Source organism: Bacillus sp. B.PNR1, assembly GCF_030386235.1.
Classification (GTDB): Bacteria; Bacillota; Bacilli; order Bacillales; family Bacillaceae; genus Bacillus; species Bacillus stercoris.
On record NZ_JANYMN010000001.1, the window covers coordinates 2,031,858 to 2,058,243 of the forward strand.

General features: G+C 44.7%; 27 protein-coding genes. 14 read left to right on the top strand and 13 right to left on the bottom strand.

Features of this window, described 5'->3' with window-relative positions:
* Positions 1 to 5: 5 nt before the first annotated feature.
* Positions 6 to 1,217, top strand: coding sequence for a K(+)/H(+) antiporter subunit KhtU (gene khtU / locus NZD81_RS10680; protein WP_282374129.1), 1,212 nt, complete (start codon positions 6 to 8; stop codon positions 1,215 to 1,217).
* A gap of 23 nt (positions 1,218 to 1,240) precedes the next feature.
* On the opposite strand, the gene NZD81_RS10685 is transcribed toward khtU, so the two are convergent.
* Positions 1,241 to 2,746, bottom strand: coding sequence for a coproporphyrinogen III oxidase (locus NZD81_RS10685; RefSeq protein ID WP_069149294.1), 1,506 nt, complete (start codon positions 2,744 to 2,746; stop codon positions 1,241 to 1,243).
* A gap of 111 nt (positions 2,747 to 2,857) precedes the next feature.
* Positions 2,858 to 3,724 carry a Cof-type HAD-IIB family hydrolase gene (locus tag NZD81_RS10690; RefSeq protein WP_069839102.1) on the bottom strand — a complete coding sequence of 289 codons (867 nt, stop codon included), beginning with the start codon at positions 3,722 to 3,724 and terminating at the stop codon, positions 2,858 to 2,860.
* A gap of 485 nt (positions 3,725 to 4,209) precedes the next feature.
* Between NZD81_RS10690 and NZD81_RS10695 the strand changes: the two genes are divergently transcribed.
* A complete protein-coding gene (locus tag NZD81_RS10695; RefSeq protein WP_282374128.1) occupies positions 4,210 to 5,283 on the top strand; it encodes a DNA alkylation repair protein in 1,074 nt (357 codons plus the stop codon).
* Between the two features lie 41 nt (positions 5,284 to 5,324).
* On the opposite strand, the gene NZD81_RS10700 is transcribed toward NZD81_RS10695, so the two are convergent.
* Together NZD81_RS10700 and NZD81_RS10705 are read right to left on the bottom strand one after the other, a co-directional pair.
* On the bottom strand, positions 5,325 to 5,678 hold the full coding sequence (locus NZD81_RS10700) for a YlbF/YmcA family competence regulator (protein WP_003224239.1): 354 nt from the start codon (positions 5,676 to 5,678) through the stop codon (positions 5,325 to 5,327).
* A 92-nt stretch (positions 5,679 to 5,770) separates the two neighbouring features.
* The gene (locus tag NZD81_RS10705) at positions 5,771 to 6,904 is read right to left on the bottom strand and encodes a DUF445 domain-containing protein (protein ID WP_282374127.1); all 1,134 of its coding nucleotides are present in this window, start codon (positions 6,902 to 6,904) and stop codon (positions 5,771 to 5,773) included.
* A gap of 266 nt (positions 6,905 to 7,170) precedes the next feature.
* Here NZD81_RS10705 and spaC point away from each other — a divergent pair, with 266 nt between their 5' ends.
* The 6 genes from spaC to NZD81_RS10735 all read left to right on the top strand — a co-directional run bounded on the left by spaC (position 7,171) and on the right by NZD81_RS10735 (position 11,285).
* Positions 7,171 to 8,262, top strand: a complete 1,092-nt coding sequence (gene spaC, locus NZD81_RS10710; RefSeq protein ID WP_014663379.1) for a spore coat associated protein SpaC — start codon at positions 7,171 to 7,173, stop codon at positions 8,260 to 8,262.
* Positions 8,252 to 9,613 carry a spore coat associated protein YheD gene (yheD, locus tag NZD81_RS10715; protein ID WP_014663378.1) on the top strand — a complete coding sequence of 454 codons (1,362 nt, stop codon included), beginning with the start codon at positions 8,252 to 8,254 and terminating at the stop codon, positions 9,611 to 9,613. The genes spaC and yheD overlap by 11 nt, the downstream gene beginning before the upstream one ends.
* A gap of 149 nt (positions 9,614 to 9,762) precedes the next feature.
* Positions 9,763 to 9,981, top strand: coding sequence for a YheE family protein (locus NZD81_RS10720; RefSeq protein WP_081483606.1), 219 nt, complete (start codon positions 9,763 to 9,765; stop codon positions 9,979 to 9,981).
* A gap of 211 nt (positions 9,982 to 10,192) precedes the next feature.
* Positions 10,193 to 10,396 carry a beta type acid-soluble spore protein SspB gene (gene sspB, locus NZD81_RS10725; protein ID WP_014663376.1) on the top strand — a complete coding sequence of 68 codons (204 nt, stop codon included), beginning with the start codon at positions 10,193 to 10,195 and terminating at the stop codon, positions 10,394 to 10,396.
* Between the two features lie 104 nt (positions 10,397 to 10,500).
* Positions 10,501 to 10,626 (top strand): hypothetical protein, encoded by a 126-nt coding sequence (locus tag NZD81_RS10730; protein ID WP_014663375.1) that lies wholly within the window; start codon positions 10,501 to 10,503, stop codon positions 10,624 to 10,626.
* Positions 10,627 to 10,664: 38 nt separating this feature from the next.
* Positions 10,665 to 11,285, top strand: coding sequence for an SDR family oxidoreductase (locus NZD81_RS10735; protein WP_040083585.1), 621 nt, complete (start codon positions 10,665 to 10,667; stop codon positions 11,283 to 11,285).
* A 46-nt stretch (positions 11,286 to 11,331) separates the two neighbouring features.
* Here NZD81_RS10735 and bmrD read toward each other — a convergent pair whose 3' ends face one another.
* The 3 genes from bmrD to NZD81_RS10750 form a co-directional block, all read right to left on the bottom strand.
* The gene (gene bmrD / locus NZD81_RS10740) at positions 11,332 to 13,353 is read right to left on the bottom strand and encodes a multidrug resistance ABC transporter ATP-binding protein/permease BmrD (RefSeq protein ID WP_282374126.1); all 2,022 of its coding nucleotides are present in this window, start codon (positions 13,351 to 13,353) and stop codon (positions 11,332 to 11,334) included.
* A complete protein-coding gene (gene bmrC / locus NZD81_RS10745; protein ID WP_282374125.1) occupies positions 13,350 to 15,107 on the bottom strand; it encodes a multidrug ABC transporter ATP-binding protein BmrC in 1,758 nt (585 codons plus the stop codon). The genes bmrD and bmrC overlap by 4 nt, the downstream gene beginning before the upstream one ends.
* A 119-nt stretch (positions 15,108 to 15,226) precedes the next feature.
* Positions 15,227 to 15,388: a hypothetical protein gene (locus NZD81_RS10750; protein WP_282374335.1), complete on the bottom strand. Its 162-nt coding sequence runs from the start codon at positions 15,386 to 15,388 to the stop codon at positions 15,227 to 15,229.
* 163 nt (positions 15,389 to 15,551) lie between these two features.
* Between NZD81_RS10750 and NZD81_RS10755 the strand changes: the two genes are divergently transcribed.
* Both NZD81_RS10755 and nhaC read left to right on the top strand, forming a co-directional pair.
* Complete coding sequence (locus tag NZD81_RS10755; RefSeq protein WP_014663370.1) at positions 15,552 to 16,052, top strand: universal stress protein; 501 nt, start codon at positions 15,552 to 15,554, stop codon at positions 16,050 to 16,052.
* Between the two features lie 126 nt (positions 16,053 to 16,178).
* Entirely contained in the window at positions 16,179 to 17,540 is a 1,362-nt protein-coding gene (nhaC, locus tag NZD81_RS10760) for a Na+/H+ antiporter NhaC (protein WP_040083590.1), read from the top strand.
* A 38-nt stretch (positions 17,541 to 17,578) separates the two neighbouring features.
* Here nhaC and dat read toward each other — a convergent pair whose 3' ends face one another.
* A complete protein-coding gene (gene dat / locus NZD81_RS10765) occupies positions 17,579 to 18,427 on the bottom strand; it encodes a D-amino-acid transaminase (RefSeq protein ID WP_014663368.1) in 849 nt (282 codons plus the stop codon).
* 284 nt (positions 18,428 to 18,711) lie between these two features.
* On the opposite strand from dat, the gene NZD81_RS10770 reads away from it, so the two are divergent.
* Complete coding sequence (locus NZD81_RS10770; RefSeq protein WP_014663367.1) at positions 18,712 to 19,560, top strand: polysaccharide deacetylase family protein; 849 nt, start codon at positions 18,712 to 18,714, stop codon at positions 19,558 to 19,560.
* A gap of 23 nt (positions 19,561 to 19,583) precedes the next feature.
* On the opposite strand, the gene srtN is transcribed toward NZD81_RS10770, so the two are convergent.
* The 3 genes from srtN to NZD81_RS10785 all read right to left on the bottom strand — a co-directional run bounded on the left by srtN (position 19,584) and on the right by NZD81_RS10785 (position 21,768).
* The gene (gene srtN, locus NZD81_RS10775; protein WP_282374124.1) at positions 19,584 to 20,327 is read right to left on the bottom strand and encodes a sirtuin NAD-dependent deacetylase; all 744 of its coding nucleotides are present in this window, start codon (positions 20,325 to 20,327) and stop codon (positions 19,584 to 19,586) included.
* A 69-nt stretch (positions 20,328 to 20,396) separates the two neighbouring features.
* Positions 20,397 to 21,512, bottom strand: coding sequence for a small-conductance mechanosensitive channel protein MscY (mscY, locus tag NZD81_RS10780; protein WP_014663365.1), 1,116 nt, complete (start codon positions 21,510 to 21,512; stop codon positions 20,397 to 20,399).
* A 148-nt stretch (positions 21,513 to 21,660) separates the two neighbouring features.
* On the bottom strand, positions 21,661 to 21,768 hold the full coding sequence (locus tag NZD81_RS10785; protein WP_009966908.1) for a YhdX family protein: 108 nt from the start codon (positions 21,766 to 21,768) through the stop codon (positions 21,661 to 21,663).
* 233 nt (positions 21,769 to 22,001) lie between these two features.
* Here NZD81_RS10785 and NZD81_RS10790 point away from each other — a divergent pair, with 233 nt between their 5' ends.
* From NZD81_RS10790 to crcB, 3 genes are read left to right on the top strand one after another with little or no spacing between them, the layout of a single operon-like run.
* Positions 22,002 to 22,733, top strand: a complete 732-nt coding sequence (locus NZD81_RS10790; protein WP_282374123.1) for a glycerophosphodiester phosphodiesterase — start codon at positions 22,002 to 22,004, stop codon at positions 22,731 to 22,733.
* Positions 22,720 to 23,115 carry a fluoride efflux transporter FluC gene (locus NZD81_RS10795; protein ID WP_014663363.1) on the top strand — a complete coding sequence of 132 codons (396 nt, stop codon included), beginning with the start codon at positions 22,720 to 22,722 and terminating at the stop codon, positions 23,113 to 23,115. Before NZD81_RS10790 ends, NZD81_RS10795 begins: the two co-directional genes overlap by 14 nt.
* Positions 23,112 to 23,468, top strand: coding sequence for a fluoride efflux transporter CrcB (crcB, locus tag NZD81_RS10800; RefSeq protein ID WP_014663362.1), 357 nt, complete (start codon positions 23,112 to 23,114; stop codon positions 23,466 to 23,468). The genes NZD81_RS10795 and crcB overlap by 4 nt, the downstream gene beginning before the upstream one ends.
* Before the next feature lie 14 nt (positions 23,469 to 23,482).
* Here the strand turns inward: crcB and NZD81_RS10805 are convergent, their stop codons facing one another.
* Both NZD81_RS10805 and NZD81_RS10810 read right to left on the bottom strand, forming a co-directional pair.
* Positions 23,483 to 24,868, bottom strand: a complete 1,386-nt coding sequence (locus NZD81_RS10805; RefSeq protein WP_014663361.1) for a hemolysin family protein — start codon at positions 24,866 to 24,868, stop codon at positions 23,483 to 23,485.
* A gap of 332 nt (positions 24,869 to 25,200) precedes the next feature.
* Positions 25,201 to 26,382: a pyridoxal phosphate-dependent aminotransferase gene (locus NZD81_RS10810; RefSeq protein WP_282374122.1), complete on the bottom strand. Its 1,182-nt coding sequence runs from the start codon at positions 26,380 to 26,382 to the stop codon at positions 25,201 to 25,203.
* Positions 26,383 to 26,386: the final 4 nt, after the last annotated feature.

Genomic DNA, 26,386 nt, shown 5'->3' on the forward strand with positions numbered 1-26,386 from the left:
CGCCTATGGACCATCTTGTATTTGAAGTCGGAACTGCACTTGTGCTTGTGGCAATCGCCAGTGTGATCGCCAACAAAATTAAATTTTCAATTATTCCATTTCTGATTGTGCTGGGCATGCTGGTTGGGCCGCACGCGCCGAAAATGGGAATTATTGATCTTACATTTATTGAAAGCAGTGAAATCATTGAGTTTTTCGGGCGAATGGGCGTACTGTTCCTCCTCTTCTATCTCGGGATCGAATTCTCCGTCGGGAAATTAATCAAATCAGGAAAATCAATCGCGGTCGGCGGAACGATTTATATCTTGATTAACTTCACCCTCGGGCTGCTTTACGGGTTTATCACCGGGTTTTCCTTTCTGGAAGTCCTCGTCCTCGCAGGCGTCATCACAATCTCGTCAAGTGCGATTGTCGCAAAAGTGCTCGTTGATTTAAAAAGAACCGCCAATCCCGAGACCGAACTGATTCTCGGCATCATTATGTTTGAAGATATTTTCCTTGCCGTATATCTGTCGGTTGTTTCCGGCCTTGTGCTAGGTGATGCGACATCCGTAGGGAGTGCGCTCTTGTCCATTTTGATCGCCTTCGGTTATATGCTGCTGTTTTTTATCGCAGCCAGAAAACTCCCGCCGCTGTTGAATAAACTGTTGGACATTCGCTCAAATGAAGTGTTTATTATTGTCATTTTCGCAGCGCTCTTTTTTATCGCCGGGTTTTCAGAGACGATCCATGTAGCGGAAGCCATCGGCGCGCTGCTGCTCGGTTTGGTCTTTTCAGAAACAGAGCATTCCGATAGGATTGAGCACCTTGTCATTCCGTTCCGCGACTTCTTCGGTGCGATGTTCTTTTTCAGCTTCGGCCTCAGCATTGATCCGTTTTCGCTCGGTGAAGCGGTTTGGCTTGCGTTTGGTGCAGTGATTTTGACCATTGTGGGAAACTTTGTCGCCGGAATGGTCGCAGGACGACGCGCAGGGCTTTCTCATAAGGCTTCATCCAATATCGGGCTTACGATCGTATCACGGGGAGAATTTTCGATTATCGTTGCCAATCTTGGGATAGCCGGTGGACTGTCAGCCACATTAAAGCCGTTTGCCGCATTATATGTCCTCATTCTGGCCATTTTGGGACCGCTCGTAACAAAGGAATCTAAACGGATTTACCGCTTACTGAACAAGGTATTTAAATGGAAGCCTGATGTTCAGCCCGCAAAAAAATAGGGATAAAAAAAGCAGCACTGTGATCAGTGCTGCTTTGTCGTTTTCTCAAACATCTGCTCTAAATATTTGATTTTTTCGTCCGTGTAGTGTTCGAAGCGCTCATTATACGATTTCGGATCTTTCGGATTCGCAAAATGTGTGATTTTCCCTGTATCCCGATCAATAAATTTACTGGCAGCTCCGCAGCCGATGCCGATAATCGTCTGCACCTCTTCCATAATCATAATGTTGTAGATGCTTTCTTGCCCAGGCAAAGAGTATCCGACGTTTTCAAGGTTTCCAAGAATGTTTTTCTGGCGGTATAAATAATAGGGCACGTACCCATGCTCTTTCGTCCAAGCTACCGCGTCTTCCATCATTTGAGAAACCTCTTCCCTGCCGGCGACTTTGTACTTATGCTTGTTTCTCGTCATTTCTGACGCCCGTTTAAAAGAAAGGGTATGAACGGTCAGGGATTCCGGCATCAGCTTTTCCGTTTCGGAAAGACTGTGCCTAAACTCCTTCACGCCTTCCCCAGGCAAACCGATAATCAAGTCCATGTTGATATTATTCATGCCGTGCTGGCGTGACAGATGATATTTCTCAATGGTCTCTTCAACCGTATGGTGCCTCCCGATCGCCTTTAGCGTTTCGTTTTCATAGGATTGCGGATTGATGCTGATCCGGTCAATGTCATATTTGTTTAAAACGGCAAGTTTTTCTTCTGTGATCGTGTCAGGGCGGCCGGCCTCCACCGTAATCTCGCGAATGTTTTTCACATCCGGGAAGGAGCGGACCATTTCTTCATACAGCAGATCCATTTCTTCCGCTGTAATGCTTGTCGGCGTTCCGCCGCCAAAGTAAATGGTTGTCACCTTAACATCATGCTCCTTCAGCCATTCACCGATTTTCTGCATTTCGTAATGCAGCCCCCATAAGAATGAGCCGACTCTGCCCGCCTGTCCTTGAATGGCGTACGCAGGGAATGTGCAATACGCGCATTTTGTCGGGCAAAACGGAATGCCGATATAAATGCTGACTTCATCCTTTACTCGGTACAAATCCGGAACTGCCGCCAGCTGACGGTCAACAATTTCCTGCATGAGCTTGATTTTTTCATCGTGAATTAAATAGTCTTTTTTCAATTCAGCATGCGCTTGCTCCTTAGGCATTCCGCTTTGCAGCTTTTTATGAAGCAGCTTTGTGGGCCGGATTCCTGTGAGGATTCCCCACTTCTGCGTGATGCCCGTGTGCGCCTGAAGAAGATTGAGATACACATAAGACATTGTGTTTTTCACTTGCTTAAAAGCTTCTTTTTCATTCAAGCCGGGAGAAAAGGATTTTGTATGCTGCTCCTTTATGCCCGTTCCCTTTACTTCTCCCGAAACCGTCACATGCTCATTCGTTTGTGAGAACGCTAAAGAAATGACAACATCTGCGGGCTCGTCTCCGCCATACACAAGCTCGCACTCTTCATAAAACAAATTTGCAATATTTTGCAGAGGCCGATGCAGGCGGTCATCATGTATGCCTTCTATTTTTATTTGCAACTTCATCACCTAATTTATCAGATTCAAAACTTTCTTTAGTGTACAGAAATAAACCGCTAAAATCAATCCGGCAAAAAAGCCGCCGCACCTATTAGGGCGCGAGCGGCTTTTTTACACACGTTTCATGTGGAACTTATCAAGAAACCCTTTTCGCTGCTGCATTCGGAAATATTCCTTCATCATGTAAGCGACACCTTGCTCGTCATTGGACCTTGTGACCCAGTCTGCCTTTCTCTTCAGTTCCGGCACGGCATTCCCCATCGCTACCCCAAGACCGGCAAGTTCGATCATCGGCAGATCGTCATACTGATGCCCAATGGCCACGACATCCTCCATATTCAGGCCCAGTTCTGAAGCGACGAGGGCCAGACCCGCTTCCTTCGAGACGCCTTTCGGAACGATATTCAGCTTCTCATCGTTCACGCGAATCACATCAACCGCAGGGAAAGCTTTTGTAATCGTTTCTGTAATGTCATGCTGAATATCGTGCTCCGTGTACACCTCGATGACAGGTGCACTCACTGGCTCATCCATGAGGAGATCGCTTAATGATTCCACGAACTGGACTGGATAAAAGATCGGGTCAGACGGATGAATGAGTGCTTTCCCCAATAAATTCGAATTGACCTTCTTCTTGTTTCCGATGGAATACTTTTCGTGAAGAAGCCGAATATTGCATTGGTAGCTCTCCAATACTTGAACAATGTTAAAGGTATGATCATCAGAAATTCTTTTTTCAAAATACGGGGCGTCTATTTTCTCAGCGATATATGCCCCGCTATGGGTGATCAGCTTGGCATCAAGCTTTAGCGATTTCGCTATTTTCTGTGCTGAACGAAAGTGGCGGTTGGTCACGAGTGTGACGTAAATCCCTTTTTTCTTTACATATTCAATGGCGTCTTTCGTTGCCTGATGAATCTTCCCGTTCGACCGAAGCAGCGCTCCATCTATATTTAAGGCAAGCAATTGTTTTGACACAGAGATGTCCCCCTCCTTGATGACTGTACTTGTGTATAGGATATGACCCTGTCTCTGTGTTTAGAACAACCTTTTCTTAAAGCAAAAAAAGCCTGGCTCAGCAGACTTTATGTATGGCTTGTTGATAGGATACGATCGAAGCAGCCATTCTCCCTAATATCGTTATTTCGATTTACGAAAAATCATGTATCAGGAACCCCTTGTTTGACCAATGATGCGCTCCGAACACTTACTCTCTGTTGCTTATCCCCTCAATATAACGGCATGATATGCGACCGTATCCATTTGAAATAGGTAAGTGTAGGCGCTTTCAATGCTATTATCTCAGTTTTCCTTACCGATGACAAGGGTTTTTTTAACTAAAAAAAGTAATCAGCTTTTGTATATCCCTGGTAGGACTCGTTGTTAATTATTGGGATTCACCATTTGATTTAGAACATACATTCCCATACAATATAAATACTAAACGAAAGAGCGGTGTTGATATGGCTGATTTAAAAGAAATATTTAATGAAGAACTGTTAACTCGTTTGATCCATCATGTAAGGTCATCCTATCCTGACTTTAACAAAGACCAATTCAAGGATACGTTGCAGCTCGAAATCTGGCCTGAACTCACTTTAAAAGAGCGGATGCGCCGTATTACAGTTTCCTTATACGAAACTTTGCCAAAACAATACGTTGAAGCTCTGGCCATTTTACGGGAGACAGCTCCTCATTTTAAAGGACTCAGCGGAATTTTATTCCCTGATTATGTGGAGCAGTACGGGTTGGCGCATTGGGAAGAATCAATAAAGGCATTGGAATACTTTACACAATATTCGACCTCAGAATTCGCTGTAAGGCCTTTTTTGCTGTTAGACCAAGAAAAAATGATTGCACAATTGCGTACATGGTCTGAGCATGAAAATGAACACGTGAGAAGACTTGCGAGCGAAGGAAGCAGGCCCCGCCTGCCATGGGGAAAATCGATACCGGCTTTGAAATCGGACCCTACGCCCGTATTGCCGATACTTGAGAAGCTGATGCAGGACGAGTCCTTATATGTAAGAAAAAGCGTGGCCAACAATCTAAATGATATATCAAAAACGCATCCTCATTTGCTGGAAAAAGTCGCGGATCAATGGTATGGAACACATCCCCATACAGATTGGATTATCAAACACGCCTATCGGACCTTATTAAAAAAGGGTGATAAACAGGCCTTAGCGCTTTTTGGTTATGGAAATGCTGATTCGATACATCTACATGATTTAACATGCCGGCCCAGTCGGATAGCTATTGGCGAAAGCCTTGAATTTTCTTTCTATATTCATTCAGACAGGGATCAAAAAGTAAGAATTGAGTACGCAATTGATTTTGTAAAAGCAAGAGGCCAGCGTCATCAGAAAGTATTTAACATAACAGAAACAAATATAAGAAAAAACGAAACGAAGTCATACACAAGAATCCAATCCTTCAAGGATTTGACTACCAGAAAGCATTACAAAGGAATTCATACATTATCATTGATTATCAATGGAGAGGTAAAAGATTCATTGGATTTCCAAGTTGTCTGATGAATAAAAAATCCCTTCTTTTCCAAGAAGGGATTTACTGATTAGCCTTCAACACTGCCGTAAAGCTCTTCTAAAGGCTTCATAATGATTTTGTTCAATTCACCGATCAGCATGCTCATGCGCTGCTCCGCTTCCATCAGCTGAGAAATTTTTTCGTGCTGCTGTACAAGCGCAACTGTTTTTTGAGCCTGTGTCACTTCTTCTTGTGTAATTTCTTCCCCTGCCATTTGTTTTTGCTGGAGTCTAAGCTGCACATCACGGAAGTTTTCAAACATGCGCTTCGCTGATTCATCTGCGTTCACTTCGTCGTAAAGGTTTTTTAAACGGGTAAACTCTTCGCTCCCGCGTAATGCATTTTCCAGATCATACGCTACATCATAAAAATTAACAGCCATTGTAAATAGCTCCTTTCATCATTGCCGTTTGACATACCACTCCACTATAACAGACTATGGAGCTCCTTTCATTAATCAAAGACCATTTCTTCTTAAAATAGGATGACAAACAGTGCTTGAACCGCGCCTATCATTCCGCCAAGAAGGCCTCCCAAATAGGTAATCATTTTAAATTCTTTTTTTGAAATGGACAGCACCATTTCTTCAAGACGCTCCACCGGGAACTGATCCACCTGCTCCTTGACGATTTCCTCAAGACGCAACCGTTTAAAGACACTTTCAAGGTTGGCCGAAACCCCTTCAAGCAATTTGTCTAACAGTGCCGGCAGCATGTGCTGGGTCAGCTCAGGTTCATAACGAACGGTAAGCGTCCCAATCGTATTGTCGAAGAAAGGAGCAGTCGAAAATGCTTGCAGCACGCTTCGTTTCAAACTGAAAATAAGCGCCCTTGCATTCCATTTTTCGTCTGCTTCATTAAACGTATACTCCCTCAGCTTGCCCCATTCGTTTTTTAAGAGATCAGAAAGCAATTTATTTGTTTCCTCATTCCGCAAAAATTTTAGCAGTTCCGGCAGCACGCGATCCGCCAAGCTTGAATTGCCGAGAAACATTTGCACCATGCTCCCAAGCATGCCGCGCTCTTTTAAAAAGTCATCAATCATATTGCCGAGACGCATTTTCCCTTCATCACTTTCAAAATAACGGACACTCCGTGACAATATATATTCTGAAATCATCGGAATCTTTTCTTCAAGCTTTTCCTGCGCCTCTAAAGGCACCAGCTCTTTTAACGATTGATTCCCGTATCGGCGGAAAAGCTCATGCAGCTTATCATCCGTCCAACTGCTAATCCATGCATCTGCCGCTTCATCAGGACGCTTCACCCCGGCTTTTTCAAGCGCCTCTTTGACTGTCACCTCAGAAAGTGACAGCTTTTGAATCAGCTGTTCCCCCACTTGAAGAGCCTTCGTTTTAGCGGCCTCAGAGACGAGCCGCTTTTTAATGCCCTCAGGGGTTAAGAGATGATTGACCACCACCAGTCCCATTTGTTTTGCAAGCTCATCCCGCCGTCTCGGGATCAGCCCGGGCGTAAAAGGAACTCGTTTCCCAAACAAATAGTACGCTTTATACGGCCTAAACAGCATTTGAATTGCTAAATGATTGGTCACCGCTCCAATGGCAGCACCGATCACGATCATAAAAATAAAGGTTCCTGCAATACCCATTCCTATTCATCTTCCTCCATCTGTGCTTCAGCTTTTTTCATATAGATCATGTACCTATACGTATTATAGAGGCTCATGCAATCACTTAGCAAACAAGGAGACAAATTCCTGTTCTCAGAAAATCAGCTTGTTCTTTTGGAATAGGGCAAGGTAAAGAATCGTAATCTGTAAAGTAGAATACTGTCAGCTGCGTTCGTCCTGAATGTTTTTACCGTAAAGCTGCTGACACCCGCCGGCAGCTTTTGAATAAAAGGGGGAGTCTCATCATGATAACACTCGGTTTTATGTCCTTATCCCGCCAGCATGAAGCGGATTATTCCGCAGAACTGGCCAAAAGAGCACCCGAATTTGGCATACGTTTCGTTCGGTTTACACCATTTGATATTTTACCTGACACCTTGCGTGTCAAAGCATCGGTCTATCATTCCGCCAGCAGCACTTGGAACGAAACTGAAATGGCGATTCCAGATTATATTTATGATCGCTGTTTTTACGGCAAGGATTCACATTCCCAAAAAGCAAAACCGATCGTTGAGTGGCTTAAAAAATATCCGAAAACGGAATTTATCGGGCGGGGGCTTCCCGATAAATGGACCGTCCTTCACGATTTGCAGCAGAATTCTGTAATCAACCCCTATATTCCGGAAACAATGAAGGTGAGCCGCTATGAACAAATTCATTCCTTTTTATCCAAAGAAAAAGCCTGTATCCTTAAACCGGCATTCGGCGCAGGAGGCAGAGGCGTGATTCTTTTGAAGCTGGGCAAGAAAAACATCACCGCTACTTATCACATCGGAAAGGATAAGCAGACAAAAACGTTTTCCAACCAAACTTCTTTTAAAACATGGTGCAAAAAAGTGCTTCAGCATCAATATTTGCTTCAGCCTTACTTAAACATTCAAGATAAGGAACAATACCCTTGTGATATTCGCCTGTTTATGGAAAAAAACGAAGCAGGTGAATGGAATACAGTCGGAAAGGCAGTGAGACGCGGCTATAAACACGGGCTGCTGGCCAATTTGTCAGGCGGATCTGATGCGCTGACATTTGACTCATGGTTTGAGGATATACCGAAAAAACAGCAAGTGGTCTTACTGGATGATGTGTTTTCGATTACCCAATCGGTTCCGTATTATCTTGACGAGCGCTACGGGCCGCTGTTTGAACTCGGACTTGATATATGTCTTGCGAAGGACGGGAGAATTTGGATTTTAGATATCAATTCCAAACCGGGCAGGAAGTCAATCCTGCGTGTCTCTCCCGAGCAAAAAGAACAGCTGTACACTTGTCCTCTAAAGCGCTGCCAGTACCTGTTTTCTGAGCAAAGCCAGAAAGGAGTTCTTCCGCGTGAATCGTAAACGGTTTTTGATCGGCATAGACAAAACCAGTGAAAATACCCTGTTTCTGCCCTCTTCGCTGAAGCAAGACGGACTTTTGCATGCCGCGTTCGGAACGAAGGTTGTCAGATGCCATGTTGCTTACAGACGGCATCTGGAACAAACCGTGCTTCTCTCTGAAAATCTGTTTCATGAGCTTTTGCTCCCCCACCGAAGCCGGGCTGATATACTGATTCATGATCATACAGTGCATATCGGGCCGTTAGTCGGCATCTTTACGGCTGGGTTTACGGTATCTCTTGAGCGTCCTTTTAAGGATCGTTCCCTCTTTTTTTCTAAGCTTGTCACATTACATGAGCAAGCCGGAGGCTACTGTTTCGTTTTTGGCGCACATCAAATCAATTGGGAGGAAGGCACGATTGAAGGCCTCCTTTACAGGGAAAACGGCTGGGTGAAAAAAATCGTTCCATTGCCGAACGTCGTTTATGACCGTTTGCCTAACCGAAAAATTGAAGATTCTCTTCTCTTGCAACATACAAAAAAGAGACTGATCGATGAATATCAAATCCCATGGTTTAATAAAACGTTTTTCAATAAATGGAGCGTTCATCAATTGCTCGAAAAAGACCCGAGAACAGCTCCTTTTTTGCCTCGATCCGAGCTGACACCGTCTGTAGAGCTGATCGATGAGCTCTGTGATGCATACAAAAAAGTCTATATCAAACCGGCAAACGGAGCACTCGGCACCGGCATTTATCAGCTGACAAGGACAGATGAGAGTCTGACGGTGAAGCACACGAATGACGCCAAAACATTTACTTCCATTGATTATCCTGATGCCGCCGCTTTTCTTGCAGAATTTCAAAAACAGCACAGCCCATCTGACTTTCTCATTCAGCAAGGTGTTGATCTCATCGAATTTCAAGGCAAACCAGCGGATTTCCGTGTCCATACCAATAAAAACAGAAAAGGGAAATGGACAGTAACAGCAATAGCCGTAAAAATTTCCGGAGAAAACAGCATAACAACACATCTTTCTAACGGCGGCACTGTAAAGACACTTGCGGAAGTTTACGATGATCCCGCTGAAAGAGTTGAGGTCATTAAAAAGCTTTCTGCAGCGGCGCTGACTGCAAGCCATGTGCTTCATGATCATATCGAGGGGTTTATCGGCGAGATCGGTTTCGATTTTGGCATTGATCAGAACGGTAAAGTATGGATGTTTGAAGCAAATTCGCGCCCGGGCCGGAGCATTTTTTCTCATCCAAACTTGCATCATGTTGATTCTCTGACAAAACGAAGAAGCTTTGAATACGCGTCTTATTTATCTGAGAAGGCAATCACATCCCCTGAAGCGCTGTGGCCTTCGTAACCTGTCCGCTTTTTTAATAAAGCGGGCTTATCTTTATCCAAAGCTGGGACAAACTGCATCAGTAAGACCCTTCAATGATGTTCTCAAACAATGATACAATGAACATAAGCCGTTTAGATTCAGGTCAATTGATACTAAATGTAAGGAGCGTGGCCGTTATGATTTCTCATTTCAGCTGGAAACCTTTGTTCCCAAAAGAAAAGCTGCCCGGATGGAAAATTTCATTTTATTTTAAAGGTACTCATTATGAAGGTATCTATCATAAGAGCGGTGAGATTGAATGGGGAGATTTGTTTCCCGCCCGCGCTGACGAGCCTGCTCTTACAAACGAGATACATGAACTGATGCTTTATCATATTTATGACTAGCTTAGCCAAATGGCTAGGCTTTTTTTGTGCTTTCTCAACATTTACCATACAATTCTCCGCATGAGTTTCCGGCCATTTTAACATAATACGTAGTAACAAGCCGGCAAAGCATTGGGTTACGCCGAGGCGGCAGTGACACCCGAGAAGGGTTCACAGATTGGTGCAACTCCAGTTAACCCAACCATACTAAACAAAAAAGGAGATTTTACACATGGCTAACCAAAACTCTTCAAATGAATTACTAGTACCTGGCGCAGCTCAGGCTATCGACCAAATGAAACTTGAAATCGCTTCTGAATTCGGCGTTCACCTTGGAGCGGACACAACTTCCCGCGCTAACGGTTCTGTCGGAGGAGAAATCACAAAACGTTTAGTATCTTTCGCTCAGCAGCAAATGGGCGGCAGAGTTCAATAACAACTCAATATATGGCTATAGAGGGCGCGGTTTCCGCGCTCTCTTTATTTTGTCACCCATTTTTCCCACTCCACATATCCTAGAAAGAAAGGGAGGGAATCAGGGTGTCATTTATCACCATTGTGAATTGGGAGCTGGTTCAGTTCGTAAGTGTATCCATGATTCATGAATATGTTTCCCATCGTTCTGTCTATTGGTACAGGTATTCTTTCCCGCGCTGTTCAAACTGAGAACATCCTTTTATAATGAAAGGCGAGGAGGTTTTTTGATGAAAATCGCTTTATTAGGAGCCAGCGGCCGCGTCGGACAAGCCTTTTTAACTCAGGCTGCAGCAGATGAACGGTTTGCCATTCACGCTCTGATCAGATCTCAACATGCTGATCTTCCCCTTCCAAAAGATCGAATCGTCATGGGGAATGCCCGCCGCTTAGAAGATGTGAAAAAAATATTGGAGAATGCCGAAATTGTGATCAGCTGTCTAGGCACAGATGGTGATGATACCTTGTCAACTGCTATGGCACACATTCTCTCCACGATGCAGGAACAGCATATCAAACGGATTATTTCGATCGGCACCGCAGGCATTCTTGATTCCCGATATGAGCCGGGAAAATTCCGGTTTGAAACAAATGAATCGAAACGAAAGCAGACCCGCGCAGCCAAGGAGCATGCAAAAGTATACGAAATGCTTAAAGAATCATCATTAGACTGGACAATCATCTGCCCCACTTACCTCCCGGACGGAACAGCAACCGGCATTTATCGTACGGAGCGTAACGTTTTGCCTGAGGGCGGCACAAGCATTTCAGTCGGCGATACTGCTGACTTTCTATACCGTGAGCTCGTTACAGGAGAGTATGTCGGATTCCGAGTCGGGCTGGCTTATTAACTACATAATCAAAAACCCAAAACACGATTGTTTTGGGTTTTTAGCGTTATGCAATGGAATGTTTCTGTCCCTTTTGCAGTTTATACATTTGATAATATTGGCCTTCTAATGCCATCAATTCCTCGTGGTTCCCTCTCTCAACGATTTCTCCTTTATCAAGAACCAAAATCTGATCTGCATTTCTGATTGTTGAAAGCCGGTGAGCGATGACGAAGGTAGTGCGTCCTTGTTTGACGACATCAAGCGCCTTCTGGATTACGGCCTCTGTCTCTGTATCAATGTGCGCCGTTGCTTCATCTAAAATCAAAATTGCGGGATCAAACGCCAAAGCTCTTGCGAAGGAAATTAACTGCCGCTCGCCAGAGGATAGCGTGCTGCCTTTCTCAATCACGGGTTCATTCATGCCCTTTGGAAGCTTTTTTAGAAGCGGCTCGGCACCAACTTGCCGCAGTGCTTTTTTCATTTCTTCTTCAGTCTTTCTTTCGTCATCCAGACTTACGTTAGATCCGATTGTGCCCGAAAATAAGTACGGATCCTGAAGCACAATGCCCATATGAGATCTGAGTTCCTGTCTTGACATGTTGTAAATGCTTTTTCCATCAATTAGAACATCACCTTTTTGCGCATCATAAAAACGAAACAGAAGATTTAAAATCGAGCTTTTTCCTGATCCGGTATGACCGACGAGCGCTACGGTTTCGCCTTTTTGCGCGGTAAAGGAAATATGTTTTAATACCTCTTCACCATCTTGATAGGCAAATGACACATCACGAAACTCAACCCGTCCCAGCGCACGCTCCTTCGCCGGTTGACCTGCTTCTTCCGTATTCTTTTCTTCAAACAGTTCAAAAACACGCCCGGCGGAGACCCTAGCAAGCTCCAGCTTTGAAAACTGATTGACGATGCCAGTGATCGGCTGAAACAGCCGGTTCAAATAATCGACAAACGCGTACAGCACTCCGACAGAAACAATCCCAGCCGCATTCAGGCTCGCACTGCCAAAATGCCAAATTAGACAGACAAACGCAAGATTGCGGATGACATTGACCAGATTATGGGACATTAAGGAGTTTAAATTCAGCATTCTGTTTTGGAAATAAAAATGTGATTCATTTAATTCCTCAAATTCTCTCATCGTTTCCTTTTGATGGCGGAAAGCCTGAATAATGGTCATGCCTTGGATGGATTCATTCATTTTTGCGTTAATGTCACTGTTGATCGAGCGGATTTTTTGATTGTAATATGAGGCGTATCTTCGGTAAATGACCGACCACAGCCAGATCATCGGCACAATTGCCAGACATACAAACGCAAGCTTCACATCAAGCAGAAACAAAGCCGTGAATATCCCGAACATATAGATTCCGCTTGTCACAAATGTAGAAAGCACGGTGACATATAAATCCCTGATAGCCTCCGTATCATTGGTAATCCGCGCAACGACTTTTCCGGCCGGAAGGTTGTCAAAATATCGAATTGGCATTTTCTGTATGTGCGAAAACACGTCCTGCCTCATCTTTTGAATAATCCGATTGGCGCTCATCTGCAGTAGATAATTCTGTCCGTATTGAAAAAATACCGAAAACACCAGCAAGCCTCCATACAGGCAGATCAGAAACACCATTCCCTTTATTTCCGGCTGATAGAACCTGAAAAGTTCCTGCTTAGTCAGCTTTTCGGCAGTATATGTTCGGCTCACGTCTCCATTTGAGATCGTCAGCTTCCCGTCAGAAACCGTTCTATTTCCATCGAAGCTGACAGCCTGATCAACAAAATAAAACGCCATTCCCACTTGATAAATATGTGCTTCTTTTGCTTTTGAAACAGGTTCCTGCATTCGGTCCTCTCTGACATATGAGACGCCGTGAAACTGAACGGCATTTTTATCTTTTTCCGCAGCTTCATACCATGTTTTCTCAATGCCGAGGATATGGTCGTCTATCATTTTCTTGCCGATAAAGGGCCCGGTCAGTTCTGCACCGACGGCGACAGCTAGCAATAGGACGGCCGTGATTAGCAATTTTCGATAAAGGAGTGCGTATCTCCATAACGTTTTTCCTATTTTCATGCCCCTGCCTCCCCTTCTTCCGCAGTGAACAGCTGCTGTCTTTCATATTGTTCCCGGTACCACCCATTATTGGCCAGCAATTCTTGATGCGTGCCCCTCTCTGCAATGACGCCGCCGTCCATCACAAGGATCAGGTCAGCGTGCTCTACAGCAGATAATCGGTGCGTCAAAATAAATGTCGTTTTTCCTTTGCGGTTTTCTCTGATGTTCCTGATAATCGCAGCCTCTGTTTTGGCATCTACAGCGGAAAGCGAATCATCCAGAATCAAGATCTCTGGATTCGCCATAAGTGCTCTTGCAATCGAAATTCTTTGTTTCTGTCCGCCTGACAGTGCCACGCCTTTTTCGCCGACCATTGTCTCTAGACCTGCTGGAAGCATGTGTAAATCTTTTTCAAAGTATGCTTCAGCAATGGCTTGCTGAACCTCTTCATCACTCGCATCCTGTTTTCCGTATAAAATATTTTCTTTTACAGTCCGCGAAAACAGCAAATGATCCTGTGGCACATACCCGATCCACCCGCGGACCCGGTCAAGAGGGATCTGCTGAATCGGCACGCCTGAAAATGTAATGCTCCCTTCACCTAGAGGGTACTGGCGCAAAAGCTGCTTAATAATTGTCGTTTTTCCGCTCCCGGTTTTACCGGCAATTCCGACCGTCTGCCCTTTTCGCACCGCAAATGAAACATCCTGAATATTGCAGCTTGTTGAGCTTGGATATGTAAAGCTGACATTGCTGAAAACGATATCTCCAGGCTCTTTAAGATCAACGGGCCGTTTTGGATCTGTCACGTCCGGTTGAGAAGAAAGGGTTTCATTTACCCGGTCTAATGACGCATTGCCGCGCTGCATCACGTTAATGAGTTCACCAATTGCAAACATCGGCCAAATCATCATACCGAGATAAACATTAAAGGACACAAGCTCTCCAAGCGTCAGTTCGTTCCGGAACACAAGAAACGCTCCGTAGCCGAGCCCAATCAGATAGCTTGCGCCGACAAGCAGCTTCACCGTCGGCTCGAACAGTGAATCAATAAAAGCCACTTTCATATTTTTCTGATAAACATCAGCGGTCATTTCATTAAACCGGCGAACATCGTTTGTTTCCTGTACATACGCACGAATCACCCGCACGCCGGAAACAGATTCCAGCACCCTGTCATTCAGCGCCCCGAACGCATTTTGGGCCTCCGTAAACCGCTCATGAATTTTACTTCCATATAGGCTGATTGCAATCGCCATGACTGGAAGCGGGATAATCGCGGCAAAGGTCAGCTTCCAGCTGATCAAAAACCCCATCGTCAAAAAGATCGTCATCATAAACATCGTAGAATCGACTAACGTCAAGATGCCAAACCCTGTCGTTAAACTGACGGCCTGAAGATCATTCGTCCCCCGTGCCATTAAATCGCCTGTCCGGTTTTTTTCATAAAACGGCGGCGACATCGTCAGCAGATGCCCCATCAGCTTCGTACGAAGAATTTTCCCCATCAGATTTGCACCGCCAAACAGCTGGTGCATCCAAAAATAAGACATCATATACACGACTGCTGTCAGTACAAAAAAGATACCGATATAAAACAGCAGCCCTTCCGGAGTAAACGCCCCCGATTTCATATCATCTATGGCGTTCCCCAAGAGCTTAGGCGGAAACATTTCAATGACATTGACTGCTAATAAAAGGACAATCGCAATCGTATAGCGCAGCCAGTACGCCTTAAAAAACCAGCCAAGCTTTTTTAATACTGAAAACATCTATCCCCATCTCCTCATCAGCCGCCTTCTATTTTTTCCTTGCAGCTTTTTTCATCCAATTTGGCATGAACAGCCCTCGCCTCTGTATTTGTCTTCACATCCCATACACCTGTCTTTCCTTAGATTTTGTATATAAAAAAGGCATGAAGCGTCAGCTCCATGCCTTTTTTAACCGATATGTTATGCACAGCGCTTTTCAGCGCGCGGCCAGGCCTAAAAAACCGTTCACGAAAACAGAACAAAGGGTTTGCCGCGCCAATATGAAACTGTTTGATAAACATGCAAATTCCTTGGCATAGCAAACCCTCCTTCCATTCTGATTTCATCTTTTTATCATCATATAAACAAAACCTTTTTTTGTCAATCATTACTTGAATAGGAAAGGGTTAATTGTGCTCAAATTCGGGTAGTAGTGTTGTAAGACGCTTTGAAAGGGTGAGAAGGATGTTCCATGCTGACCGTATCATCGTTGCGTTTGACGGAAGTGAAAATAGTAAGAAAGCGCTTCAGACAGCCATTGATCTTGCTAAAACCGTAAATGCCGCTATTACCGTCGCCCATTCACATGATATGAAAGACAATCAGACCGTCATCGACCCGCCCAGACCCGCAGCTGAAGCAAGCTATATCAGCGGAGGCATGACAGGTGTTCCCGATCCGCTGATATCAGATGTTGCTTCACCTGAACCAATCATCTATGAAGACCGTACGGAAGAAGTCGTCGCCGAAGCCAGAATGATGCTGAATGAACAGCAGGCAGATGGAGATATTGATATATTAGAAGGCGATCCGGCTGAATCAATTATCGAGCATGCGAACCGCATTTCTGCCGATATGATCGTAACCGGAAGCAGAGACCAAAACAGGTTGAAAAAATTAATATTCGGAAGTGTAAGTGAAAAGCTTTCAGCGAAATCGGATATACCCGTCCTGATTGTAAAGTGAGCACGCCCTGTGCTCACTTCTTTTATATTCATAATTGTGAAAAAACATAGATTTTCGTTTTTTTCTGTTATAATGCTTTCGTGCCCAAAAGCGCAAAAGCATTAAAGATAATTATGGGGTGTTATTTTGGATTCTCAAAAAAAGCTGACGTTTCCGTTAGCCGTCGGTTTATTTATATTTATGTTATGCATTATTATTTCTTGCTTATTTTTTCTTCACGTGGAACCGCATATTCCGCTGTTTTTATGTGTTGTCACGCTTTCAGCAGCCGGATTATGGTTGGGATTTTCCTGGAAGAGTATTGAAAAAGGGATTGTTGACGGGATCAAAAACGGCGTACAGCCGATTATCGTTCTGGCGCTGATCGGCATCTTAATCGGCGCATGGATGTACAGCGGCGCAATACCGTCTGTGACGGTGTATGCCCTATCCTTTATTGAACCAAGCCACCTTCTGCTGACCGCTTTGTTTTCATGCATGATCATCAGCACACTTGTTGGCTCAAGCCTGACAACTGTAAGCACAATCGGAGTAGCACTGATTGGCGTGGCGAGCGCGGCAGGCGTCCCGCTTGAATGGACGGCAGGCGCAGTCATATGCGGCGCTTGTTTTGGTGATAAAATGTCGCCGCTGTCGGACACAACCAACTTTGCCGCCGGAATAGGTGAAATACCGATCTTCGAACACATTCGCCATATGACAGGCACAACCATTCCAGCTTTGCTCATCACTGTCGTTCTGTTTTATTTTCTCGGTTCATCAGTGTCAGTGGACGCTGCTTCAACCGATGATATTCAACAAGTCATAACCGCAATCAAAGATGCCGCAAACGTGACACCGTGGGCCCTTCTTTCCCCGCTCTTAGTCGTTTTGCTGGCAATTAAACGAGTATCAGTCATTCCCGTTCTGGCTGCCGGAATTATTTCCTCGGGAATTTTGACTGCTATATTTGTACCCGACAGCAGCCTGCAGGCGTTTATGACAGCTCTGCAAAATGGCACGAGTTTTGACACTGACAATGAGGCAGCCGCTAAAATTATCAACAGAGGCGGACTGCAATCCATGATGGGCTCAGTCTCTCTTATTATGATTGCTTTTGCACTAGGCGGATTGATGGAGAAAATCGGATTGATTTCAGCACTATTGGAAGGCGTCATGAAAGGCATCCGTTCAAAAGGTCGTCTTGTTGCGGCAACTGTCTGCTCAAGCATCGGCGTCAATTTGGCAACCGGCGAACAGTATTTATCGATATTAATACCGGGACAATCATTTAAATCCTTATATGACAAACAAAACATCCAGCGAAAATTTTTGACAAGATCATTAGAGGACGGCGGAACATTAATTAACCCGTTAATCCCTTGGGGCGTCAGCGGCGCTTTTATGGCGAGCGCGCTTGGTGTTCCCGTCATAGACTACTTCCCGTTTGCGTTCTTCCTCTATATATCGCCAATGATCTCCATTTTGATTGGATTTGTGAAAAAATAAAAAGAGCTCCGCTAATAGCGGGCTCTTTTTTTGTTGTTTTATGAAATGCTTGCAGCCTGTTGAATGCTTTCTTGAAAAGCAGCCTGAAGCTGTTTTGTCACTGGTCCGGGTTTCCCGCTTCCGACCGATTGTCCATCTAGCGTCACGACCGGAATAATTTCTGCCGTCGTTGACGAAATAAAGATCTCTTCCGCCTGTTTCAACTCTTCCTCACTGACAGGATTTTCATCCAGTTTGATCCCATTCTTTTCAATCAATCCTAAAATATTCATCCGGGTAATTCCATTGAGAATGAGCCGGTTAGCCGGATGTGTTCGCACCGTCCCGTTGATAACGGCATAAACGTTAGAGGATGTGCCCTCCGTAACAACGCCGTCCCTCAGTAAAATGGCTTCAAAGGCTCCCGCTTCATAGGCCTTTTGCTTCGTCATCACATTATACAGTAAATTCAGACTTTTGATATCGCATCTTAGCCAGCGAAGATCCTCATCTGTAATGGCCGCCACTCCGTATGCCTGCTCTTGCTCCGGTTTTTTCACAGCAAACGTGTAAGCAGTGGTTTGCGGCTCAAGGCCTGCTTCATATTGATGTTTTCGCGGGGCCACGCCTCTAGTTGTCTGGATGTATACCGCTCCCTCACTGACCGCATTTTCCTGTACAAGCTTTTGCAGGTCCCACTCGAGATCTTCAATGCTGAACGGCAGTGAAATTCCGATTTCAGCCGCACTTCTGAAAAAACGCTCTGCATGCTCACGTAATCCAAACAATACTCCTTTGTACACCCTGATCACTTCATAGATGCCGTCACCAAACTGGTAACCGCGATCTTCCAAATCGATCGATGCTTCACTGCGCCCAATCAGCCGGCCATTGACTAAAACCTTCATAAAAGCCCTCCCTTTTCGAGATTTCCCTGATGTATTTCAAGCTGTCATTGTCACTAATTCTATCATATTGGACATGCTGAAAAACAGAAAGATCAAGAGATCTATAGCGGAAAGGAGTTTATTTTTTCCTTAAAATCTGATATTTCGACAAATTTTCTATGTTCTTTCCAGTTTTATTCCTGTATACTTGATTGGTAATACATAGGTTGTAATCATATGGCATCTTCATAAGCTGCCTGCTGTACAGCATTATGTAGAGATTTTATGCCAATGGAGAGATTGTTATGCGACAAACGAGAGGAGAAGCTTCTCCTTCTGCAGTTTCGCTTGCTTTTAAATTTGCAAGTTTAGCAGTTTTATGTGTACTGCTTTTGCTTATGGTGATTTTGGGTTATTCCAACAGTTCAACGAAAGCAAAGGAAGTCACTGTCACAACAAACGGCCAGCTTCGAGATGAGAAGGAAAGCCTTAAGCTGAAAAACGACTCCCCTGACCTGCTGATAAAACATCTGCAGACAAAGCAGAACATGGGAGATAAAACAGTTTACTTAACCTTCGATGACGGCCCGTCAGCCGTTACAACCCGCTTGCTCGATGTACTGAAAAGCGCTGATGTAAAAGCGACATTTTTCATGCTTTCACCGCGGATGAATGAATTCAAGCAGGCGGTGAAAAGAGCAGAAAAGGAAGGCCACGCACTCGGTTTACATGGCGTGACTCATAATAACAGATTGTTCTATCAAACAGAGACATCTCCGTTAAAAGAAATGCAGGAGGCGCGTGACACGCTGCAAGACATTACAGGATATAAAACCGATCTTGTCAGAACGCCATACGGAAGCAAGCCGTCACTAACCGCCCCACAAATCCGCAATTTGGAGAAAGAGGGGTTTGTGTACTGGGATTGGACGATCGACAGCATGGACTGGAAATACCGGAATTCACAGTATGTGACCGCTGTATTACAGCAGCTTGAGAATATGGAACACAGCTCTTCAAGCCGCCCAAATGTAATTCTCATGCATGACCTTCCCGCTACCGTAAACGCGCTGCCGGTGCTAATCAATAAATTAAAAGAAAAGGGCTATTCCTTCGGAGTGTTAGAGGACACAATGGTTCCTGTTCATGAATAAAAAAGTGAGGCGCATAAGGCGGCTCACTTTTTTATGCCCAAATTTCGGGCAAACTCGCCGATTTTTTGATGGATGACCATGTCAAACAGGCTGTCACAATACGTTGGTTCAAGGTTTATGATGATTTTCTTCATGCCGGGGATCAGGCTTGCATCCTCAGGCACAAATCTCGCCGGAGCTACTTCGAGAGACGTGCCGATAACCAATAAAAGATCTGCTTGATCCAGCTTTTCATAAAGGGTGTCAAAGTGCAAGACGGCATCGCCAAAGAGAACAACATCGGTTTTTAATACCCTTCCGCAAATGTCACCATTATTTCCGGCGGCCGTGCACTCCGGCACCTCCCGCTCCAGTAAATGAGGAAGGTCATATCGGGCGCCGCATGCCGGACAAGCTGCTGTCTGGATTGAACCATGCAGCTCGTATACATGCCTGCTCCCGGCTTTTTTATGAAGACCGTCAATGTTTTGCGTGAAAATATCGACCTGCTTCCCTTGTTTCTCGAGCTCAGCTAAAAGCAAATGCCCTTCATTCGGTTCGAAGCTGCCGCTCATTTTCATCTGGAACAATTCTTTGAATTTGGGCCAAAACAGACGCGGATGGCTTAAAAAATAATCAAGGCTCATCGCTTCCATTCTTGAGGCATCCTCCGTCCAAATGCCTCCTGCTGAACGAAAGTCAGGAATTCCTGATTCTGTGCTCATCCCCGCTCCTGTCAGTACGACAATTCTCTGTGCTTCATTTAAAATTTTTTTGATTGCTTCCAACTCAACACCGCCTTTTTCTCTTATTTTACCATGAAAAAGACTCCGCCTCTGTCAGACGAAGTCTCTCTTTTAAGCCCGTTCCTTTTCCTCTTTATTTAGATTCACTTGGAATGGGTCGCTTTCGTGCTTTTGCTTTACAACAACCATTTGGCCGGGATATGCAAACTGGACGCCTTCCGCACCTAAAATATCAATAATTTTATAGTTGATATCCTCTCGAATATCAAGGTTTTCAGCCCAAACCGTCGTTTTTGTATAGAAATTAAAAAATAAATTATAGTAGCTGTCGGCAAACGTATCAAAGTTGACCATGATTGTTTCATTATCAACGCCTTCATGCTCCAGCAGCATTGTTCTGAGAGAACGAATGGAACGTTCAAGATTCTCAATCGGCGTAGCGTAGGACACATGGATGGAAAACGTAATCTGACGTTTGGTCATTCTTGTCCAGTTCGTGATCGCTTCCATCGACAGCGTAGAGTTCGGCACTGTTACAAGCGCCCCCTGTGCTGTTCTGAATCTCGTGCTCCTAAAGGTAATATCCTCGACTGACCCTGTTACCGTCGACGTCTCCACCCAGTCACCAATCGTAAACGGCTTTTCAGTAATAATAATAATACCGCCAAAGAAGTTGCTGATGGTATCCTTCGCAGCAAGCGCAAAAGCCAGTCCGCCAAGACCAAGGCCCGCTACAAATCCGTTGACATCATAATTGAATTCCTGAGCGATCACACTGACACTGAGCGCTATGATCACAAAACGGAGCAGCTTGGATAAAAACGGTGCCAAAATGTCATCCATGTCCAATTCGAAGCGCTGATTCACCTTATGGAAGATAAACGACGACGTTGCGGTCAAATTACAAAGCCCCCAGGACAAGAGCGCCACAATCAGCGAACGGTATATTTTGCTGATGACAGGCATTTGCTCGTCAAAAAACGGTGAATACCGGATCGCTAAAAACAGCCCAAGGGCAACAAAAAACCATCTGGCCGGCTTATCAAACGCCAGAACCACCTGTTTAAAAATTTCTGTTTTCGGCCGGTTTGTCAAATTAAAAAGCAGGTTAAAGAAATATCTCGTGAACAATTTTCTGAGTATAAGAAACACCAGCAAAATCGCCAAGCTGATGCCAATTTGTATGATGTTATCAAGCGTAAAATACTGCTGCAAATAATCTGGCATGACTGTCTCCCCTCTATCCCAATCGATTGTTTATTATACTAAAATATTCGTAATGATGCTTATTTAAATGTCTTTTGCAGCACAAAACCCCGGCGAAACGCCGGGGTCATTTCTCAATTCATCTATCAGCCAGATTCAATAGGGACAGTCACTTACCTTTTTTCGTTTGTGTCTGATCAAGGAGAGTTGCTTTTTGCATTTCAGCATCCGTTTCGGCTTTAATTCTTTCCTCCACTCTGATTCTCCCTTTTCCCATGATCTCGCCTCCTTTTTTGCTATTATAAAGGATCATATTTTGTTGTGAACATGTCGAAAGACCTAATTTTCTGACGAAATGTGTTCTGATACGCTGAATGTCTTTTTTTAGTTATACGCATTCCTCAGCCCGGACCATTCCGATATGGCAGAAAAAATTCACCACTTTGTATCGCTGTGCATATATGGATTTGATACAATAACAGAAATGCCCATACGAGGAGCTGACTTAGCTTGTACACCATTGCCCATCGCGGAGCATCAGGTTACGCTCCGGAAAATACGATTGCCGCATTTGACCTTGCGGTGAAAATGAATGCAGATATGATTGAACTGGATGTCCAGCTTACAAAAGACAGGCAGATTGTTGTGATACACGATGACAGAGTTGACCGAACGACAAACGGGTCGGGCTTTGTTAAGGATTTTACCTTGGAGGAATTGCAGAAACTCGATGCAGGAAGCTGGTACGGCCCCGCTTTTCAAGGTGAGCGTATTCCGACCCTGGAAGCGGTGCTCAAGCGCTACCACAAAAAAATCGGCCTTTTAATTGAGCTAAAAGGCCATCCGTCTCAAGTTGGAATTGAAGAAGAGGTGGGACAGCTGTTAGGGCAATTTTCTTTTTCTATCAACAATATTGTCCAATCCTTTCAGTTCCGTTCCGTTCAGAGGTTCCGCGAGCTTTATCCATCGATTCCGACAGCGGTCATTACAAGACCCAATTTTGGCATGCTGTTCAGAAATCAGCTGAGGGCCTTCCGCTCTTTTGCAAACTATGTCAATATAAAATACACACGGCTCAACCGTATGATGATTGGTTCCGTCCATAAAAGCGGCTTAAACATATTTGCATGGACTGTCAACAATGAAAAGACAGCGGCAAAATTACGAGCCATGGGCGTGGACGGCATCGTTACAGATTACCCGGATTTGATCATAAAGGATGGCAAACATGAAAAGATATAGCGCGGTTTTTATCGGAGGCGCGCTTGGCGCCTGCCTCCGATACGGATTAAACTTATGGATACACACTGGTCAGTTCCCTGCGGCAACCTGGCTGGAAAATGCGGCAGGCAGCCTTCTATTAGGCATTCTAACCGGATTTTTTATGATTGGGGCAAAACGCCCTCTGCTGTCAGCTTTGTTAGGCACCGGCTTTTGCGGAGGCTTCACAACAATGTCCACGTTTTCTAAGGAAACAGTGATGCTTTTGCAAGGACAACCCTCACTGGCTGTTTTGTATCTGGCAATCTCATTGATATCAGGGATCATATTTGCACTGATTGGTGTTTTTGCAGGACGGCGCATAGCAGACATTCAGCAAAGAAAGGGGCTGCAGGAAAGATGACACTAGCGGGTATTTTCATAGGGGGCGGACTTGGCGCCATGCTTCGCTTCTGGCTTGGCAATGTGATAACCGCCAGAGCCAAAGGTCTCAGCCTGCCCATTGGCATACTGACAGTCAATATTCTCGGAGCTCTCGGGCTCGGAATATTTACAGGGCTTCACGTTACAAATGCTTCGGTTTCGCTTATCATTGGAACGGGTTTTTTTGGCGCCTTTACGACCTTTTCCACTTTCAGCGTTGAAAGTGTTCAACTCCTAATGGCCAAACGTGTAATGGAAAGCCTCCTGTACATCGCCCTGACACTTTGCGGGTCGCTTTTGGCGTTTTGGTGCGGCTGGACAATCGCAATGTAAAAAAAACCTTGAGCTTATTTCTCGCTCAAGGTTGCACTGTTCAGCATCACAGGCTCGGGCAGCGGAAGCTTGCGGTGCGCCGTAATCCCTGTTGTGCTGCCGGCTTCTTCTTTTATATCGATTTGCTTGATTAATCGGCCGTCCATCTTCAGCACCTTTATCGTATATGAACCGATGCGAATGGATTCACCAGCCTCAATATCGATGTTTTCTTTTAATATCAATCCGCCGATCGTATCGACGTCTTCTTGAATCGATGCGCCAAGAAGGCTATTCACCTGATCGATCCGAACCTTTCCATCCATCACATAATGGCCGTCGCCAAGCTTTTGGATCAGCGGCTGTTCATCTTCATCAAATTCATCTCTGATCTCGCCGACAATTTCCTCAAGAATATCCTCTGTCGTCACAAGTCCCGAGGTTCCTCCGTATTCATCAGACAATATAGCCATATGAATGCGCTCGCGCTGCATCTTAATCAGCAAATCATGAACCGGGATCGTTTCAATCACTTCGATGACCGGCCGCACATACGGATGGATCGTCATTTTCATTCGTTCTTCTTCTGTCATAAACAGCAAATCTGAAAACAAATGCTTCGTATTGACCAAACCGATCACACTGTCTTTGTCCCCAGCTGTGACTGGCCAGCGCGTGTATTTTTCCTTCAGCATGACTTCAAGCATTTCAGCCATCGTCATCTCTGTGGATACCGCGGCCATTTCCTTCCGCGGTATCATAATTTCTTTGGCGATCCGATTATCAAATTCAAAAATCTTATTTACATATTTATATTCAGACGGATTAATCTCTCCGTTTTTTAAGCTCTCAGACAACAGCATCCTGAGTTCTTCCTCAGAATGGGAACCGTCATGTTCTGACGCAGGCTTTAAACCGAACATTCCGCATAAAAGCCGCGCCGATCCATTGAGGATCCAAATAAACGGAAACAGGAGCAAATAGAATAAACGCAAAGGACCCGCTATCAGCAAGGTCAGCTGCTCTGCCTTTTGAATCGCGACCGTTTTCGGGGCCAGTTCACCTACAACGACGTGCAGGAATGTGATCAAGCCATACGCGACTGCAAAAGAGACTGCATGAGAAACCGAGTCCGGCAAGCCGAGCGGTTCAAACAATGGATGCAGAAGCCGTTCAAAGGCCGGTTCACCCAGTACGCCAAGTCCAATTGATGTCAATGTAATGCCCAGCTGGGATGCTGATAAATATTCATCCAAATCTGTAATGACACGCTTTGCGAGTATCGCCCGTTTGTTTCCTTCTGTGATAAGCTGATCTATTCTGGATCTCCTTACTCTAACAATCGCAAACTCGCTTGCAACGAAAAACGCGGTTAAAGCAATGAGCACGCCAATTAAAATCAGACTGTCAATATCGTCCATTTAACCTTATCCCTCTTATTAAAGGATAAGGAGTCACCTCCTGATATAATCATTTTTCCTTAACATTGAGGTACGCGGTGTATTGTTGCCTAAGCAGAGGGCCCCATCATACCACCTCCAAAAGTCAAAGTTTGATTATAAATTGTATATTTTATTGTAACACAACTCATTCCAAAAATGATTTTTAATTTTTAGACTTTTATTATAGGGAAAGCCTTAATTGCACGCACTGCTTGGCAATTCTGCTGACTGCCTGAATTGAGGAGTAAAGATTTTGTGAATATATAAAAAAGAAAACAGCATGGAAAACTGTTTTCTCTTTCTTTGCCTTCTTAAGCAAAATCTTTATATAAAGAAATGAAAATATCCCGTGAGTTTTTAATCTGCTCGATCGGCACACTGAAGGATAAACGGAAATGCCCGCTCATTCCAAAACCGCTGCTCGGCACAATTAATAATTTGTATTTTTGGGCGGCATGCACACAAAATGCGACTTCATCTTCAATCGGCGATTTCGGAAAAACAAAGAAGCCTCCCTTTGGCATTTCAAATTCAAAACCGGCTTCTTTTAAAATATCTACCATTAAATCCCGGCGCTCCTTATACGCGCTTGCGTCTACTCTTAAATCATCCATTCCTGCCACAGTCCGCTGCATCATAACAGGGGCATTCACAAATCCAAGCGTTCGATTACAATACACAAAAGCGTTGATCAAAAGGTCCGCATTCGGCATTCGGCTGTCTAATCCGATATACCCGAGCCGCTCCCCGGCTATGCCGAGATCTTTACTGAATGAGCTGGCCAAAATCACACGATGATACGATTGAAACGGATTTGCCAGCTCTTCATCATAGATTAATTGACTGTACGGTTCATCAAACAGCACATAAATCGTCTGGCCGTTTTTTTCTTCTATTTCTTTTAATAAAGCGCCTAAATCGTCTATATTTTTCTGGCTGAGAACAGTGCCTGTCGGGTTATGCGGTGTATTGAGAATCAGCCCTTTTGTCTGCGAGGTGATCGATTGCCTTACCGCTTCAATGTCGATCTCGAACCGGTCTGTCAACGGGCAGCTGACGGCCTTGCCCCCATAGTTCTCAATATACAACTTATATTCGGCAAAATAAGGTGCGAGAATAATGACTTCTTCCCCAGGATTTATGATGCTTTTTAACGCAACATTCAAAGCGCCGCCCGCGCCCACCGTCATGACGATGCGCTCCGCTGAGAAATCAGCTTCAAAACGTGACCCCAGAAATTGCGCGACTTTTTCTCTCGCTGCCGGAAGACCTTGGTTTTGTATGTATCCGTGGCTGCCTTTTTCAGCTTCCGCTATTAACGCTCTCTTAAAAGCTTCAGGAGGTTCAACAATCGGGTTGCCGAGTGAAAAATCAAATACCTGGTCTTCCCCGAACTCTTTCTTCAGCCTTGCACCTTCATCAAACAACTTGCGAATCCAAGATCCTTTATTTAAGTTTCCTTCAACTTCCCGGGATAACCCAGCCAATTTCATCTGT

Coding starts and splice junctions, on each gene's coding strand:
- khtU (WP_282374129.1), top strand. CDS start 6: ATGGACCATCTTGTATTTGAAGTCGGAACTGCACTTGTGCTTGTGGCA.
- NZD81_RS10695 (WP_282374128.1), top strand. CDS start 4,210: ATGGCTGATTTAAAAGAAATATTTAATGAAGAACTGTTAACTCGTTTG.
- NZD81_RS10700 (WP_003224239.1), bottom strand. CDS start 5,678: ATGGCTGTTAATTTTTATGATGTAGCGTATGATCTGGAAAATGCATTA.
- NZD81_RS10705 (WP_282374127.1), bottom strand. CDS start 6,904: ATGGGTATTGCAGGAACCTTTATTTTTATGATCGTGATCGGTGCTGCC.
- spaC (WP_014663379.1), top strand. CDS start 7,171: ATGATAACACTCGGTTTTATGTCCTTATCCCGCCAGCATGAAGCGGAT.
- sspB (WP_014663376.1), top strand. CDS start 10,193: ATGGCTAACCAAAACTCTTCAAATGAATTACTAGTACCTGGCGCAGCT.
- NZD81_RS10735 (WP_040083585.1), top strand. CDS start 10,665: ATGAAAATCGCTTTATTAGGAGCCAGCGGCCGCGTCGGACAAGCCTTT.
- bmrD (WP_282374126.1), bottom strand. CDS start 13,353: ATGAAAATAGGAAAAACGTTATGGAGATACGCACTCCTTTATCGAAAA.
- bmrC (WP_282374125.1), bottom strand. CDS start 15,107: ATGTTTTCAGTATTAAAAAAGCTTGGCTGGTTTTTTAAGGCGTACTGG.
- NZD81_RS10750 (WP_282374335.1), bottom strand. CDS start 15,388: ATGTTTATCAAACAGTTTCATATTGGCGCGGCAAACCCTTTGTTCTGT.
- NZD81_RS10755 (WP_014663370.1), top strand. CDS start 15,552: ATGTTCCATGCTGACCGTATCATCGTTGCGTTTGACGGAAGTGAAAAT.
- dat (WP_014663368.1), bottom strand. CDS start 18,427: ATGAAGGTTTTAGTCAATGGCCGGCTGATTGGGCGCAGTGAAGCATCG.
- NZD81_RS10770 (WP_014663367.1), top strand. CDS start 18,712: ATGCGACAAACGAGAGGAGAAGCTTCTCCTTCTGCAGTTTCGCTTGCT.
- mscY (WP_014663365.1), bottom strand. CDS start 21,512: ATGCCAGATTATTTGCAGCAGTATTTTACGCTTGATAACATCATACAA.
- NZD81_RS10785 (WP_009966908.1), bottom strand. CDS start 21,768: ATGGGAAAAGGGAGAATCAGAGTGGAGGAAAGAATTAAAGCCGAAACG.
- NZD81_RS10795 (WP_014663363.1), top strand. CDS start 22,720: ATGAAAAGATATAGCGCGGTTTTTATCGGAGGCGCGCTTGGCGCCTGC.
- crcB (WP_014663362.1), top strand. CDS start 23,112: ATGACACTAGCGGGTATTTTCATAGGGGGCGGACTTGGCGCCATGCTT.
- NZD81_RS10805 (WP_014663361.1), bottom strand. CDS start 24,868: ATGGACGATATTGACAGTCTGATTTTAATTGGCGTGCTCATTGCTTTA.
- NZD81_RS10810 (WP_282374122.1), bottom strand. CDS start 26,382: ATGAAATTGGCTGGGTTATCCCGGGAAGTTGAAGGAAACTTAAATAAA.